Here is a 14877-nt window from a genome sequence, read left to right as displayed (position 1 = left end):
CTTCCCCCATGGTGTCCTCCCCCCTCGTCATCCTCGCGCACATCGCGCATCCCGCCGTCCTCGACGGCTTCCTCCCCGCCGCGCATCGCCTCGGGCTGCGCGTGGTCATCGCCACGGACCGGCGGCTCGACCATCTCGAGCGCCTGAGCGCGACCGACACACCCGTGGAGGTCGTCGCCTGCGACGTCTTCAATCCGCTGGCCGTGATCGACGCCTTGCGCAATGAAGGCATCCGGCCGGCGGCGGTGTTCTCCAACAGCGACCACCTGCAGACCGCCACCGCGCTGGTGGCGGCGGAGTTCGGCGTGCCGTGCAAGGACTGGCGCGTGTGCTACGCGGCGAAGAACAAGGCCGCCATGCGCGAGCGGTTGCGCGAGCGCGGCCTGCCGTGTCCCTGGTTCCACATGCTGGCGCCGGGCGAACAGCCACCGGCGGACACCCCGTATCCGGTGATCGCGAAGCCGCGCGAAGGTGTCGCCAGCCTGGATGTCCGTCTGTGTGCCACGGCCGACGACCTGCTGACGTACCTGGAGGCTTTCCGCCGCCATGGGCCGGAGCGTGCGGTATTGCTGGAAGCCTTCATCGAGGGCCCGCTGTTCACGCTGGAGACCTTGGGTGACGGGCATCGCGTGCAGGCCATCGGTGGCTTCGACGTCACGTTGTCGCCGCCGCCTGATTTCATCGAGCGCGAGGCGCACTGGAACGGGCCGCATGGCGTGGCCTGCCGCGAGCAGGCGCTGGCCCAGGTGATCGCCTTCGGCGTCGGCTTCGGGGTGTGCCACAGCGAGTTCGTCGCCACGCCGGACGGTCCCGTACTGATCGAGATCAACTACCGCAGCATCGGTGACGGCCGGGAATTCATGCTCGATGCGTTGCAGCCGGGCGGCTGGTTCGAGCGGATACTGCGGCTTCACCTGGGTCATCCGCTGGAAGATGCCGTGCCCAGCGAGCGCCGCGCGATGGTGCGCTATTACGTGGCCACGGAGGAGGGCACGCTGTCCGCCTCGCCGACCGATCGGGAGGAAGCCGGTGACGGTGCGCACGGGGTGTTCCGCGCCCTGCGCAAGACCGGCGACGAGATCCGCCTCACCCGTTCCAACAAGGATTACCTGGGCGCGCTGAGCCTGGTGGCCGATAACGACGACGATCTGGCCCGCGCCTTGTCGCGTATCGAGTCCGGCCTGCGCTGGCACATCGCTCCGATGGAGTCGCACGGATGAGCGGCCGTGCGGACATGACGGACGAGGCGTACATCGTGCGCCGGATCATCGATACCTGCCTGCGCGAGGACGTGCGTGGTATCGCCAGTCGGGGCGCGTTCGCGCAACCGTCCGCAGCCATCCGCTCGCACTGGAGCGGCACGCCGCCCCAGGGTTGGTGGCGGATCGATCACCTGCCGGCTGGCGTGATCTGGTTGCCGGCGGCACCGTGCGACGCGATGCAGGCTGTGCGCGCCGATGCGTCGCGCTGGTTGCGCAACGACGGTACGTGCGTGGTGGAAGAGGGTGGGGCGGCCTGCTGGCTGGCGCACCTGTCGGACGGGCTGGACGAGGAAACCGTGGCCCTGCACCGTGCGTATGCCGACGAGGCGGCCTGTGCCATCGCCCATCGTGGCCTGGCGCGCGAGGCGTTCGAGCGCGATGCCGCGGTGCTGGCCCACGCACTGGACCACCCGACGTGGGACCAGCGCCTGCTGGCCTGCGATCGCCTGGCCAGCTTCCGCGATCATCCCTTCTATCCAACCGCCCGGGCCAAGTCCGGCTTCGACGGTGACGACCTGCGCCGTTATGCGCCGGAATACGATCCGTCGTTCGCCTTGCGCTGGCTGGCCGTGCCGGCGGCGCTCGTGACCATGACCACGCCGCCGCCGGGCTTCTGGCCGTCGATGGCGGACGTGGGCCTGCCGTCCGCGCTGCATGCCACGCACGCGCTGCTGCCGGTCCATCCGCTCACGTGGTCGCGCCTGGGCGAGGGCGGCGAGGCCGAGGGACTGGCGTTGCCGCACGGGTCTCACCGCGCGCCGCACGCGTGGTTGACCGTGCGGCCGACGCTGTCCGTCCGCACCGTGGTGCCGGTCGATCATGCGCGCGAGCACCTCAAGCTGCCCCTTCTGATGCGGACGCTGGGGGCGCTCAACCTGCGTCTCATCAAGCCGTCCACGTTGTACGACGGGCACTGGTTCGAGCGGGTGCTGCGCCGCGTGGCCGAGCTGGATGGCGCGCTGCGCGACCGCTACGTGCACGTGGACGAATCGCACGGCGGCCATGTGGACGAAGCGCGCCATCTGTCCTGGCTGGTGCGCCGTTACCCCAGCCTGGACGACGCCACCCTCGTTCCCGTCGCGGCGCTGTGCGCCACGCTGCCCGACGGTCGCGCCATGGCGATGCACCTGGCGGATCGCTGGTATGGCGGTGATGTCCTTGCCTGGTGGACGGCGTATGCCGGGCTGCTATGCGACGTGCACCTGCGCCTGTGGCTCGTGCACGGCATCGCGCTGGAATCCAACCAGCAAAACGCCGTGCTGATCCATGAAGCGGGCCATCCGCTGCGTCTGCTGATGAAGGACAACGATGCCGCGCGCGTCCTGTTGCCGCGCCTGCGCGGCACGCTGGGCGATCTGGAGACGTACGGGCCGCTGCGCGATGCGCGCATCGCCGTGGACGACGATGCGGCGCTCGCACGGATGTTCTGCACGATTACGCTGCAACTGTGCCTGGTCGCGGTGATCGAAGGGCTGGCGGAACAGCGCGCCGATCTTCGCGATGCGATGTATGTGGTGTTGCGCGACGCGCTGGAACACACGCTGCGTGTGCTGTCGGGCGAGGGCGTCGATATCGCGCCGGCACGCCGCCTGCTCGATGCGCCACGCCTGCCGGTGAAGTACCTGCTCAGCGCGGGCAGCCTGCTCAGCAAGGCGGCCAGCGGCGCGGCGGACATCAACAAGTTCTACGGCGAGAGCGGGCCCAACTTCATGCGGGATACGCGTGACGACAGGCTTGCCGGTGCGTTCGTCGCGCAGGGTGCGGGTTGATGCGCATCCTCGGCCCGGTGCTGTTCGCGCACTATCTCGCGGCATTCACGGCACTGGGCATGCCGTTGTTCATGCCGCGGGTACTGGGTGTGCTGGCTCCCGGCGCACCGACCTGGCTGGTGGGCACACTGTACGTCCTGCCCACGGTCTGCACCGCGCTGACCGCCACGGCGTGGGGGCGCTGGGCGGACCGGCATGGACGCCGGCTGTCCTTGCTGCGCGCGCAGGCGGGGCTGGCCGTCGGTTTCCTCATCGCCGGCTTTGCGCCCAACCTTCCGGTGTTTGTCGCGGCGCTGGTCATCCAGGGCACGTTCGGGGGCTCGCTGGCTGCAGCCAATGCGTATCTGGCGACGCAGTCGAAGGCCGGCACGCTGTCGCGCGCGCTGGACTGGACGCAGTATTCCGCACGGCTGGCCATGGTGACCGCACCGATCCTGCTCGGCCTGGCCACGCGCACGGGGCTGACCCACGAGCTGTACGGTTACCTGGCCGTGCTGCCGTGCCTCGCGCTGCTGGTCACCTCGCGCCTGCCGCGCGATGTGCCACGCGTTGTGGCGCCCACGACAGCCGCTGCATCTACGCCGCCGGTGCCAGCCATCACCGGCATGCCTCATGCCGGGGACATCTCGCCCACATCGGTACTCGCGGGCCTGCTCGCCATCCAGTTCCTGTTCTGCTTCGCGATGGTGGTCACGTTCCCGTATTTCCTGCCGTACAGCGAGCACCTCGGCGTACGCGACGATGGCGTGGCGGGCTGGTTCTACAGCCTGCCGCACCTGGTCTACCTGGTCGCCATGCCCTGGCTGCGGCGGATGGGCACCTCGCCGTTGACCCTGCTGGCGGGGCTGGCCGTGCTCGCGCTCGCGTGCGTGGGGCATGCCGTGCTTACCGTAGATACTTGGTTGCCGGTCATGCGCGTGATCTACGGCGCCGGCATGCTGCTTTCCTTCGTCGGGCTGAACCGCGCCATGGCGGCGCAGTCGCACGAGCGCGGCGCGGGCACGTTGTTCGGCCGTTTCGACGCCACCGGCAAGTGGGCCGGTGCGCTGGGTGGCGTGGTCGCCGGTTCGCTGGTGGCGCGCTACGGCCTGGCGATGCCCTTCGTGGCTGCCGCGATCACCGCCGGCGTGGCCTGGTTGCTCGCCGTCGCCGTCTATCTTCCCGCCACACGGAGAAACGTCCATGTCCCCCCACGTCATGCGTGACCAGTGGTACGACGCGCTGGCCCAGTCCCAGGCCATCGCGTGCTGGCTCAACTGCTACCTGCGTGAGTTCGCCTTGCCCGCGGGCGAGGTGGATATCGATACGTCCCATGCAGACGATCCCGTGGCGCTCGGCCACGCCGGTGGCACAGGCCTGCGCATCCGCTTTCCCGAAGCCGGTTACGCCATCGCCGTGCGTACGGGTCGCATGAGCCGGCTCGGTCGTTGCGACTACGTGTCGGCGCCGTATCTCAAGCGTCCCGGTGAGCCCTGGCGCTGCGCGGATGCCACCAGCCTGGTGCACTTCCTGCTCGAGCGCGTGGCGCCCGCGGTCGGCTTCAACGCCGATCTGCTGGCGCAGAGCGTCAACAGCGTTGACATCACGCGGCGCCTGCTGGCCCGCGGGCTGGACAAGGTGGCCAGCGGCGACAGCCTGCTGGATGCGGAGCAGGCCATGATCTGGGGCCATGCCATGCACCCGACCCCGAAAAGCCGCGAAGGCGTACCCGTCGAGGACGTGCTGGCCTGTTCACCCGAGGCAGGCACGCGGTTTCCGTTGTACTGGTTCCGTGTCGATGCGGGCCTGCGCAAGCGCTACGGGATCGACGTGGATGCGACGCTGCTGCGCGCCGCGGGCGGCGAGGCGCTGTATCCCTGCCATCCCTGGGAGGTGGAACGGGTGCTCGCCAACCCGGCGTTCCAGGCCGCACGCGCGCAGGGGCTGATCGAGCCGGTGGGCGAGCGTGGTTTGGCGTTGGGTCCCACCTCGTCGGTGCGCACCATGTACCACGCGGACCTCGACTACTTCCTCAAGCTGTCCATCCATGTCCGCCTGACCAACTGCGTGCGCAAGAACGCGTGGTACGAACTGGAGAGTGCGGTGGCGCTGACCCGGCTGCTGGCGCCGGTATGGGCCGACGTGCGCCGGCGCGTGCGCGGTTTCGATGTCCTCACCGAACCCGCCGCCACGACGCTGGATTTCGGTGCGGCCAGCGAGGATGCCGACGCCGTGCGTGAACTCACCGAGAGCTTCGGCATGCTCTACCGCGACACGCTGGACGGCGCCACGCGCACGCGGTATCGCCCGGCCGTGGCGGGTGCGCTGTTCGCCACCGACCGTCACGGAGAACGGCCGTGCGAAGCCATGGTGCGCGAGCATGCCGAACGCGCCGGCCTGCACTACACCGCGGCCGCCGAGCGCTGGTTCGACAGCTATGCCGCGCTGCTGCTGGATGGTGTGTGGCTGGCGTTCTTCGACCACGGCGTGGTGCTCGAACCCCACCTGCAGAACACGGTGCTCGGTTTCGAGAATGGCCTGCCCACGCGCGTCTGGGTGCGTGACCTGGAAGGCACCAAGCTCAGCGACGATGCCTGGGCCGGGCCGCGCCTGGCGGACATGTCGCCGCGTGCCCGCGATTCGCTGCTCTATCCGCGTGACCTGGGTTGGAAGCGCGTGGCCTATTGCGCGCTCATCAACAACCTCGGCGAGGCTATCTTCCATATCGCGTCCGGCGCGGGTGCCGGTGCCGCGTTCGATCAACTGGAGCAACGCCTGTGGCAGGTGGTCGGCGGTATCGCCCGACGCTGGGGGCAGCGTTTCGGCGCGGAGTCGTTGCTGGACGCGCTGGTCGACGGTGCCGATCTGCCGAGCAAGAACAACCTGCGTACCCGCCTGTTTCGCCGCGCGGATCGCGAGTCGGATTACACCGCGCTGCCCAGCCCGCTCATCGACCGGGCTATCCCGCGGGCTGCGGCATGAGCCTGGCGCCCGATCCGACCGGGGCCGTCGAGGCCCTGCATCGCTGGCGTGCGGACACGGACCAGCCGGTGTGTGCCTATGTGTACGACCTGGAGGCGTTGCGTCGTCATGCCGAGTGGATGATGTCGCTGTTGCCGGCGCGTTGCGAGGTGTTCTACGCCGCGAAGGCCAACGCCGAGCCGCCCGTATTGCGGACGCTGCGCCCCATCGTCCATGGCTTCGAGGCGGCCTCCGGCGGCGAACTGCGCTGGCTGCACGAGCACGAGCCCGGCAGCCGCTTGCTGTTCGGCGGCCCGGGCAAGCTGGACGAGGAACTGGCACTGGCCGTGTCGCTGCCCGACTGCGCCATCCATGTGGAAAGCGTCGGTGAACTGACCCGGCTTGCGGCGATCGCCGAGCGGGCGGAGCGCCGCGTGCCGGTCTTCCTGCGGATGAATATCGCCTTGCCCGCGCTGGGCAGCACGCGGCTGATGATGGGCGGCCAGCCTTCGCCGTTCGGGCTGGACGAGGACGCGTTGCCTGATGCGCTGGCGTGCCTGCGGGCATCTCCGTGGCTGGCGTTGCAAGGGTTCCATTTCCACCTGATGTCGCACCAGCCCGATGTCGGGACGCATCTGGCCCTTGTGGATGCCTGCCTGGCTGCGGTGGCACGTTGGAGGCAGGCCTACGGCGTGGAAACGACGGTGGTCAACGTCGGCGGTGGCTTCGGTGTGGACTATGCGGAACCATCACGTTCGTTCGATTGGGCCCGCTTCTGCGCCGGCCTGGACGAACATCTTGCGCGGTATCCGGCGATGACACTGCGGTTCGAGCCGGGGCGCTATGTCAGCGTCGCATGTGGGTTCTACGCGATGGAGGTGCTGGATATCAAGCGCAACCATGGCCGCTGGTTCGCCATCGCACGCGGCGGCACGCATCACTTCCGCACGCCCGCGGCGCAGGGACACGACCATCCGTTCGTGACGGTGCGACGCGGCGGTGCGCCCGTGGTCGTCAACGAGGAGGTCACCCTCGTCGGCCAGCTGTGCACGCCCAAGGACGTGCTGGCCCGCGACCAGCGCCTCGCGTCGCTGGCCCCCGGCGACTGGCTGGTGTTTACACTCGCCGGCGCGTACGCGTGGAACATCTCGCACCAGCATTTCCTGATGCATCCCCCGCCGACGATGCTCTTCGTGTAACCGCCCATGGATCGGGCGCATCCGACCATGGCCTTCGTGCACCCACCCATGCTCTTCCTGCACCCACGCATGGTCTTCGTGCACCGACCCATGGTCTTCGTGCACGCATGGTCTTTGTGTAGGAGCCCACGATGTGGGCGAACCCCCAGCCTACGTGCAGCGAATGAAGCCATGCGCCGCATCCGTGCCAGCGTTTCCATGTGTTGAACGAAGCGGCTTTTAAAGCGCCTTAAAGCCGCGTTAGGGGAGTCTAAAGACGCTCGCTTGTGCATGCGGGCGGCGTCTTTCGCTGTAGCTACGTTGAGGGTTCGCCCACATCGTGGGCTCCTACACCATACAAAAACGGCCCTTGCGGGCCGTTGTCGTTCTGCAATGAACGGCCCCCGTGGGGGCCGTTGTCGTTCGTGCTCAGCTGTCGTCGCGCCAGCGGCGGAACCAGATGGCGCCGGCGATCATGACTACACCGGCGATCGCACCGATCCAGGCAGACGGATTGGCCAGGGCGCTGTAGTGGTAGGCCAGGTCCATGCTGTTGAGCAGGGCCGCCGGGTTGTCGTGGCCGGTGACCACCAGCGTGGAGGACTTGGTGACCCAGCCACCCGGGGCCAGGCTGCCCAGCAGGCGTCCCACGATGTTCTTCCAGAACCAGCCGCTTTCCATGCCAGCGGCACCCATCAGGTTGAACCAGGACACGATGACGCCGGCGCCGAGGGGCAGGGCGATCGCCCAGAGGAACGGTTTGCTGCGGGCCCAGGCGGAGCAGAGCAGCAGCCAGCCGATGGTCGGCAGGGCCCAGATGGCGTAGAGCGGGATGAGCAGCACCATCTTCAGCACCACGCCCACCGGATGCGCTTCCATCAGCAGCCGCCAGACGCTCAGGCCGTGGACCTGACCGACGATGGCCACCACCAGGGCGAGGCATAAGCCGACGATGACACCGACCACGATCGCGATCACCGGGGCGAGCACCGCGGCACTGGCTACCTTGGACAGCACGGTGGAGGTGTCCGACACCGGCAGCGACTTCCAGAACAGGATGCTGCGATCGCGACGATCGTCATACAGCGCACCCAGGCAGTAGAAGAAGATCACGATGGCGGCCACCGCCAGGATGATGCCGGCCACGGCGTAGAGCATGATGTCGATGGCGGCGCCGGCGTTGCGCAGATCCTCGAGGCTCATGCCGCCCTGCAGGTGCATGTCGTCGAAGTGGAAGCCACCCATGCGGCCGTTGTTGCCGAACATCTCGCCAACGGCGATGCCCATGAGGTTGATCGCGAGGAAGACGATGCCGGAGATCACGGGGGCCCAGAAGAACCCGCCCTTGTGTTCCCAGAACTCGCGCTTGACCAGCCAGTAGAAGGTTTTCATACGTAGGTGCCCTTCATGGTGGCGACGAAAAGGTCGCCGATCGACGGACGTCGTACCTCACCCAGCTGTTCCAGCCGCGCTCGATCCACGTTGTCGAAGAGGAAGATGCTCTTGCCGAACACCTGGCGCTCGTCCAGCGGCCCCAGTTCCCGGGCGGCCTGCGCGTGCTCCGCGCCGACCAGCACCTCGGCGAAGCGCTCGCCCAGGCTGTCCATGTCGGTGTCCAGCACGATCTTGCCGTCGCGGATGAACATCAGGTCGGTGAGGATGTGTTCGATCTCCTCCACCTGGTGGGTGGTCACCACGATGGTTTTCTGCTCGTCGAAATAGTCTTCCAGCAGGGTCTGGTAGAACTGCTTGCGGTAGAGGATGTCCAGGCCCAGCGTGGGCTCGTCCAGGATCAGCAGCTTCGCGTCGATCGACATGACCAGGGCGAGGTGCAGCTGCACGATCATGCCCTTGGACATCTGCTTGACCTTCTGTCCCGGCTGCAGCTTGGTGCGGGCGAGGAAGGCGTCGCATTTGGCGCGATCGAAGCGGGGGTGCGTGTTGGCCACGAAGTCGATGGCGTCGCGCACCTTCAGCCAGCGTGGCAGCACCGCCACATCCGCGATGAAGCACACCTGTTCCATCAGTTTGCCGCGCTCGCGGCGGGGATCCATGCCCAGGACGTCCAGCTGCCCTTCGAAGGTGGTGAGGCCGAGGATGGCTTTCAGCGCGGTGGTCTTGCCGGCGCCGTTGGGACCGATGAGGCCGACGATGCGGCCCGGACCGATCTGGAACGAGGCGCCGTCCAGGGCCAGCGACGACTTGAAGCGCTTGGTGAGGCCGGTGGCGGTAACGACCGCGGTCATGATGGATCCTCCGTGGAGCCGTGGGCTTCACGCATCAGGGTTTTAATGTCGAGCCCCATGCGCTGGAGGCGGGCGAACAAGGCCGGCCATTCCTCGCGCAGGAAGCGCTCCCTTTCACTTTTCAGCAGCGCGTCGCGCGCCCCATCGATCACGAACATGCCAAGACCCCTCCGTTTCTCAACCAGTTGTTCGTCGACCAGCTCCTGGTACGCCTTGGACACGGTCAGCGGGTTGATCTGAAAATCCCCCGCGACCTGGCGTACCGACGGCAGCGGATCGCCCTCGTTCAAGGCGCCATCCAGGATCATCGCCACCACGCGTTCGCGGAGCTGGCGGTAGATCGGGATGCTGTCGTTCCAGGTGATGGACATGTAATTCATTCCTTCGCCGTGCGGCGCAATGCATTTCCAAACGAATAGTAGGGCATGGCCATCTGTGCGCCGATCAGTGCGGCGGCACGATCCTCCGCGCTGCGACGAAGGGTGGCAGCTGCCGAGTCCAGGTTGGCTTCGCTGCCCAGGGCCGCCTCGCGCACATCGGCGGCGGTGGGGCGGACGTTCAGGGCAGGCAGGTCGACGACGCGGACGCCGTTGACGAAGGCGGGCACGCTGGCCAGGGCGGCAACACGGTCGTCGAAGGAGCGCAGGGCGAACACGCTGGTTCCGGCGATGAGGACAGAGACGGTCAGTGCGATGAGGTTCGGCGCTTTCATGGGACGACTCCGAGGACGTGCTGCCGGCGTGGCGCCGTGCAGGTGTAGTTGTGGTTGTGGTTAGAGGGAAGCGACGACGGGGGCGGCGTCGGCGTAGACGACGATCGGGGCCAGGTTGGTGACTTTGCTGCCGTTGATGACCGAGACCGGGGCGGCGGAGGTGGAGGTGCTGCTGAAGACGGCCAGGCTGGCGACGGCGAGGGCGACGGATGCGGCGACAGCGACGAGGTTCGGGGTTTTCATGGTGTTGCTCCTGCGGTGATGTGGGTGACCGGTGTTGTAGTGAACTATAACACCAGATTTTTAGTCGTCAAGCGGAATCGTTCGGGATTCTTCTATGACTTGTGGCCTAGGCCGTGCCGCGCTGTGCTGGTGAGGTGGGCGGCGGGCACACGGTCTGATGCGGGTTCGGGGGATAGGGTTTAAGGCGGGGCTGTGTGAGTGCGATCGGGCAGGGTGTCGCGGGGGGATTTCGCGCACGTGCGTGCGCTCCTACGCGGCGGTGGAGCGGCCAGGTGAGCGCGGCGGTGGAGAGGCCGGGCGAGGCGGGGATGCGGGGAGGCGAGAAGGCGAGAAGGCGAGAAGGCGAGAAGGCGGGACGAGGCGGCTGGATGTGGAAGCGGCCGGCCCTGGGAGGGGCCGGCCGCGAGGGCGATCGGTGTGCGGGGCGCCCTGCGGGGGCGCGGGGGTGGCTTAGAGTTCGGCGCGGAACTCGATGCCGACGACGCGCGGATCGTTGACGAAGGCGGTGCGGTTGTTGAAGTCGATGCCGCCGGTGATCACCTTCTTGTTGGTGATGTTGCGGCCGTAGAGCGCGACCTCGCGCTTGCCGAAGTCCCAGTTGTAGCCGACGCGGATGCCGCCTTCGAGGAAGGGCTTGCTCTTGAACTCCGCCGAGTCGTACAGGAAGAAGTTCACCTCGCTGCGGTAGTTCCAGTCGGTGTAGACGAAGAACTCGCCGCTTTCGCCATAGGGGATGCCGTAACGCGCGGTCCAGGTGCCGATCCACTTCGGCGCGTTGGGCAGCGTGTTGCCGTCGATAAGCGCGTTGCCGGCGAGGTTCAGCGGATCGAGCACGGTGCAGCCGCCGCCGCACGGGGCGATGGCCAGGTTGCGGTCCTTCAGCTCGGTGTGGTTATAGCTGCCGCCGGCGGTCATGTAGAACTGCGGGGTGAGGTAGGCCTCCAGGTCGAACTCGGCGCCGTAGCCTTCGGTCTTCTTCGCGTTGATCAGCTGCGTGACGTTGGTGGCACCCCCCACGGCGGTCAGCTGCTGGTTGTGCATGTTGTACTTGTAGATGTCCGCGTTGAAACGCAGCTTCTGGTCGTCCGTGGTCGACTTGAAGCCCACTTCGTACGAGGTGATCGTCTCCGGCTTCGCGGTGGAGATGCTGTTGGCGAAGTTGATCCGACCCTGCACGCTGGGCGCGCGGAAACCGTTGGCCACGCGTGCATAGACGTTGGCGTTCTTGGTCAGCTGCCAGGTGCCGGTCAGGTCGCCGCTCCAGCGCGAGTCGGTGGGGTCGGAGGTGAGCGGACCGACCGGGCCGGTGAAGCCCAGGAAACGCTCGGCACTGAACTCGCGCTTGTCGTGCGACCAGCGCGCGCCGGCACGCACGTCGAAGCTGTCGGTCACGTTGTAATCGGCCGAGCCGAACACCGCCCATGCCTTCGTGCGCTGGCTCTGGTCCACCCAACCGTTGAGCACGTGATTGTTCAGCGTGTCGTAGGAGAAATTGCTGATCGCGATGTCTTCGTCGAAGTAATAGGTGCCCACCTGCCACTTCAGCCGGTCCGACGTGTCGTTGGACAGGCGGAATTCCTGGGTGATCTGGCGATCCTTCGGCAGTGCGTCGGCGGTCTCGGAGGGGAACGGCGTGACGCGGTTGGTGGCGCTGGCGCGTGCCGGCGTGCCGGACGCGTCGTAACCGCCGTCGACATCGCCCAGGCTGTAGGTCGTGGCGCGCTCAAGGCCCGTGATCGAGGCGAAGTTGAGGTCGCCGAAGTGCCAGTTCAGGTGCAGGTTGCTGCCCCAGGTGAACAGGTGCTGCTTGTTGTCGCCATCCTGCGACACCGAATCGCGATCGAAGCCCGGCACGAACTGATTGCTGCCCAGGGTGATGGCGTTGGCGCGGTTGACCATCGCGCTGCCGTCCAGCCAGCGGCCGTGCACGTTGATGAGGGCGTCGAAGTCCTCCGTGGCCTTGTACAGGGCCTGCAGGCGGATGGCGCGGTCGTTGTAGCCGCCCAGGTCGTCCTTCTTGCCGGTGTAGTCGTTGTCGATCCAGCCGTCGCGGTGCTGGGCCACGGCGGACACGCGGCCGGACCAGCTGGAGCTCAGCTTGCCGCCCAGCGCGGCCTCGGCGTTGGCGGTGCCGTAGGAGCCGTATGAGACGCGCGCATAGCCCTCGGTTTCCTGCGTCGGCTTGCGCGATTCGAACTTGATCACGCCGGCCGGCGAGTTGCGGCCGAACAGCGTGCCCTGCGGACCGCGCAGCACTTCCACCTGCTCCAGGTCGAACAGCGGGAAGCCTTTCAGGATGGGGTTTTCCTGCACGATGTCGTCGTAGACCATCGACACGGGCTGCGAGGCGTTGAGGTCGAAATCGCTGTTGCCCAGGCCGCGGATGTAGAAGCGCGGGAACTCGCGGCCGTAGGACGTCTCGGCATACACGCTGGGCGCACGCGAGGCGAGTTGCAGCACGCCGTCGCCGGCCTGGCCGAAGGCCTCCAGCTTCTCGGCGGTCACAACCGTCATCGAGATCGGCACCTTCTGCAGGTCTTCCGTGCGCTTTTCGGCGGTGACGCTGATCGTCTGCAGCGTGGCGGTCTTGCCCGGCGAACCTGCCGGCGGTGCCGTCGGTGCCGTGTCCTGGGCGAAGGCCGGAACGGCGCCGAGGGAGGCGGCGATGGACAGGGCAATGACGAGACGTCGCGGCGTGCGCGTGCTTGCGAAGGACATGGTTTGGGTTCCGCCTGGGTGTACCTGGGATGGAAGTGCCTCGCCGAATCCGTCGAGCCGATCCCCTGGCGAGGGCGCGTCGCCGCGAATTATCCCTTGTTACGTCCGCATGACGAAAGTGTTGCAGTGCAGAAATCCATCCATTCGCAAGAAATCGCGTCGTGTCACGGAAGTGAAACCTGCCACCGATACCTTGCCGCCCGTCGAGCGTGAAAACGACGTTGGCAGCATAAAGCGTCTTTATCGGCGACGTTTGAGCATTTTCTCAAGACTTTCGGAGCGGTGGCATGAAGAGACTTCCCCTGGCAGCGGCTTTCTGGACCCTGTGCGGTACCGCGGCTGCCGAAGGTGTGCCCGAGGCCGCCATCGAGTTGTACGTCGACACCGCAACGCGGCAGATTTTTGCCGAACCGGGTCCCGGGCGGACGCGACTGGGCAAGTTCGCCCAGGTGCAGGAGGGTACGTCCACGGCCCCGGGCGGGACGACGGCCGGCGCCGTCGCGGCTTCGGGCGCCGGCGTGCCGTCGACGTCGACATCGACGCAAGTGGCGTCGGCAGGCGGCCCGACCGGAGCGGCATCGGCCACGGGCCACGCGAAAGCGCCTTCGTCCGCGAAGGCCTGGTACGACCGCATCGGCATCCGTGGCTACGTGCAGATGCGCTACAACCAGGAGCTCGGCGACGACGCGAAGGACCTGAAGTCACCCGGCGACCGTTACATCGGGCGTGAGCAGGGTTTCGGCATCCGTCGCGCCCGCGTGGTCATCAGCGGCGATGTCACCGACCGGATGTCGATCTACATCCAGCCCGACCTTGCCAGCACGCCGTCGGGTTCGAGCACCGGCAACTTCGCCCAGCTGCGCGATGCCTACGCGGATCTGTGGCTCGACAAGGACAAGACCTTCCGCATCCGCGCGGGCCAGTCGAAGATCCCCTACGGCTGGGAAGACCTGCAATCAAGCCAGAACCGCCTCGCCCTGGATCGCGCCGATGCGCTCAACTCCGGCGTCCGCGACGAGCGAGACCTGGGCGTGTTCTTCTACTGGACACCGAAAGAGATCAAGGAACGCTACGCCTACCTCGTGAAATCCGGCCTCAAGGGGTCGGGCGACTACGGCGTGTTCGGCGTCGGCGTGTACAACGGCCAGGGCGCCAATCGCCCGGATCGCAACGACCAGCTGCATTCGGTCATCCACGTGTCCTACCCGTTCAAGTTCGCCAACGGCCAGTTCCTCGAAGTGGGTGCGGATGCCTACACCGGCCGCTACAAGGTGAGCACCGCCGCGGCGACGATCGACGGTCGCACGTTCACGCCGTCGGTGGATGCACCGGTGGCGGGGTCCACCGATCGTCGTGTCGCCGCGCACGTCGTGTACTACCCGCAGCCGTTCGGCTTCCAGGCGGAATGGACGGTGGGCAAGGGACCGGAACTGGATGTCGCGCGGCGCACCGTGCGCACGAAGTCGCTGCGTGGCGGTTATGCGCAGGTGATGTACAAGTTCGACGGCGACGCGTATGGCTCGCTGATGCCCTACGTGAAGTGGCAGACCTACCGTGGCGCCGCCAAGTTCGACACCAACGCGCCGAGGATGTCGGTGGACGAGACCGAGGCCGGCGTCGAGTGGCAGCCGTCCAGCGCCGTGGAGCTGGCCGTGGCCTGGGCCAACATGCGCCGCACCGATGTCACGGCCGCTCCGTATCCGCGCATCGACGGGCAGTTGTTGCGGGTGCAGTTGCAGGTGAATTATTAGGCGGTAGGAGCGTGGAATCGCCCACATCGTGGGCTCCTGCATGATCGCCGGACCTGGG

At 67.1% G+C, this 14877-nt stretch carries 12 protein-coding genes; 6 read left to right on the top strand and 6 right to left on the bottom strand.

Features of this window, described 5'->3' with window-relative positions; genetic code table 11:
* Nucleotides 1-8: 8 nt before the first annotated feature.
* Genes ACVKN3_RS09355 through ACVKN3_RS09335 form a run of 5 tightly spaced genes read left to right on the top strand, consistent with a single transcriptional unit; the run spans nucleotide 9 to nucleotide 7170 of the window.
* Nucleotides 9-1220 carry an ATP-grasp domain-containing protein gene (locus tag ACVKN3_RS09355; protein ID WP_354514069.1) on the top strand — a complete coding sequence of 404 codons (1212 nt, stop codon included), beginning with the start codon at nucleotides 9-11 and terminating at the stop codon, nucleotides 1218-1220.
* On the top strand, nucleotides 1217-3031 hold the full coding sequence (locus ACVKN3_RS09350) for an IucA/IucC family protein (protein WP_354514071.1): 1815 nt from the start codon (nucleotides 1217-1219) through the stop codon (nucleotides 3029-3031). Before ACVKN3_RS09355 ends, ACVKN3_RS09350 begins: the two co-directional genes overlap by 4 nt.
* Nucleotides 3028-4236, top strand: a complete 1209-nt coding sequence (locus ACVKN3_RS09345) for an MFS transporter (RefSeq protein WP_354514073.1) — start codon at nucleotides 3028-3030, stop codon at nucleotides 4234-4236. The genes ACVKN3_RS09350 and ACVKN3_RS09345 overlap by 4 nt, the downstream gene beginning before the upstream one ends.
* A complete protein-coding gene (locus ACVKN3_RS09340; RefSeq protein ID WP_354514075.1) occupies nucleotides 4214-5992 on the top strand; it encodes an IucA/IucC family protein in 1779 nt (592 codons plus the stop codon). The genes ACVKN3_RS09345 and ACVKN3_RS09340 overlap by 23 nt, the downstream gene beginning before the upstream one ends.
* Complete coding sequence (locus ACVKN3_RS09335) at nucleotides 5989-7170, top strand: type III PLP-dependent enzyme (protein WP_354514077.1); 1182 nt, start codon at nucleotides 5989-5991, stop codon at nucleotides 7168-7170. The genes ACVKN3_RS09340 and ACVKN3_RS09335 overlap by 4 nt, the downstream gene beginning before the upstream one ends.
* A gap of 408 nt (nucleotides 7171-7578) precedes the next feature.
* On the opposite strand, the gene ACVKN3_RS09330 is transcribed toward ACVKN3_RS09335, so the two are convergent.
* The 6 genes from ACVKN3_RS09330 to ACVKN3_RS09305 all read right to left on the bottom strand — a co-directional run bounded on the left by ACVKN3_RS09330 (nucleotide 7579) and on the right by ACVKN3_RS09305 (nucleotide 13068).
* A complete protein-coding gene (locus tag ACVKN3_RS09330) occupies nucleotides 7579-8541 on the bottom strand; it encodes an ABC-2 transporter permease (protein WP_285402501.1) in 963 nt (320 codons plus the stop codon).
* Nucleotides 8538-9395: an ABC transporter ATP-binding protein gene (locus tag ACVKN3_RS09325; RefSeq protein ID WP_036142350.1), complete on the bottom strand. Its 858-nt coding sequence runs from the start codon at nucleotides 9393-9395 to the stop codon at nucleotides 8538-8540. Before ACVKN3_RS09325 ends, ACVKN3_RS09330 begins: the two co-directional genes overlap by 4 nt.
* Entirely contained in the window at nucleotides 9392-9766 is a 375-nt protein-coding gene (locus ACVKN3_RS09320) for a GntR family transcriptional regulator (RefSeq protein WP_036142347.1), read from the bottom strand. Before ACVKN3_RS09320 ends, ACVKN3_RS09325 begins: the two co-directional genes overlap by 4 nt.
* A 5-nt stretch (nucleotides 9767-9771) precedes the next feature.
* On the bottom strand, nucleotides 9772-10107 hold the full coding sequence (locus tag ACVKN3_RS09315) for a hypothetical protein (protein WP_285402498.1): 336 nt from the start codon (nucleotides 10105-10107) through the stop codon (nucleotides 9772-9774).
* Between the two features lie 60 nt (nucleotides 10108-10167).
* On the bottom strand, nucleotides 10168-10350 hold the full coding sequence (locus ACVKN3_RS09310; RefSeq protein WP_285402496.1) for a hypothetical protein: 183 nt from the start codon (nucleotides 10348-10350) through the stop codon (nucleotides 10168-10170).
* Nucleotides 10351-10800: 450 nt separating this feature from the next.
* Entirely contained in the window at nucleotides 10801-13068 is a 2268-nt protein-coding gene (locus tag ACVKN3_RS09305; protein ID WP_285402494.1) for a TonB-dependent receptor, read from the bottom strand.
* A 287-nt stretch (nucleotides 13069-13355) separates the two neighbouring features.
* On the opposite strand from ACVKN3_RS09305, the gene ACVKN3_RS09300 reads away from it, so the two are divergent.
* Nucleotides 13356-14819 carry a porin gene (locus tag ACVKN3_RS09300; RefSeq protein WP_354514081.1) on the top strand — a complete coding sequence of 488 codons (1464 nt, stop codon included), beginning with the start codon at nucleotides 13356-13358 and terminating at the stop codon, nucleotides 14817-14819.
* Nucleotides 14820-14877 lie beyond the last annotated feature (58 nt).

It is taken from the genome of Luteibacter sp. PvP120 (assembly GCF_054055715.1).
Note: the sequence above shows the minus strand (reverse complement) of the source record. Positions and strands in the feature narration are given on the sequence as shown.

Coding starts and splice junctions, on each gene's coding strand:
- ACVKN3_RS09355 (WP_354514069.1), top strand. CDS start 9: ATGGTGTCCTCCCCCCTCGTCATCCTCGCGCACATCGCGCATCCCGCC.
- ACVKN3_RS09350 (WP_354514071.1), top strand. CDS start 1,217: ATGAGCGGCCGTGCGGACATGACGGACGAGGCGTACATCGTGCGCCGG.
- ACVKN3_RS09340 (WP_354514075.1), top strand. CDS start 4,214: ATGTCCCCCCACGTCATGCGTGACCAGTGGTACGACGCGCTGGCCCAG.
- ACVKN3_RS09335 (WP_354514077.1), top strand. CDS start 5,989: ATGAGCCTGGCGCCCGATCCGACCGGGGCCGTCGAGGCCCTGCATCGC.
- ACVKN3_RS09330 (WP_285402501.1), bottom strand. CDS start 8,541: ATGAAAACCTTCTACTGGCTGGTCAAGCGCGAGTTCTGGGAACACAAG.
- ACVKN3_RS09325 (WP_036142350.1), bottom strand. CDS start 9,395: ATGACCGCGGTCGTTACCGCCACCGGCCTCACCAAGCGCTTCAAGTCG.
- ACVKN3_RS09320 (WP_036142347.1), bottom strand. CDS start 9,766: ATGTCCATCACCTGGAACGACAGCATCCCGATCTACCGCCAGCTCCGC.
- ACVKN3_RS09315 (WP_285402498.1), bottom strand. CDS start 10,107: ATGAAAGCGCCGAACCTCATCGCACTGACCGTCTCTGTCCTCATCGCC.
- ACVKN3_RS09310 (WP_285402496.1), bottom strand. CDS start 10,350: ATGAAAACCCCGAACCTCGTCGCTGTCGCCGCATCCGTCGCCCTCGCC.
- ACVKN3_RS09305 (WP_285402494.1), bottom strand. CDS start 13,068: ATGTCCTTCGCAAGCACGCGCACGCCGCGACGTCTCGTCATTGCCCTG.
- ACVKN3_RS09300 (WP_354514081.1), top strand. CDS start 13,356: ATGAAGAGACTTCCCCTGGCAGCGGCTTTCTGGACCCTGTGCGGTACC.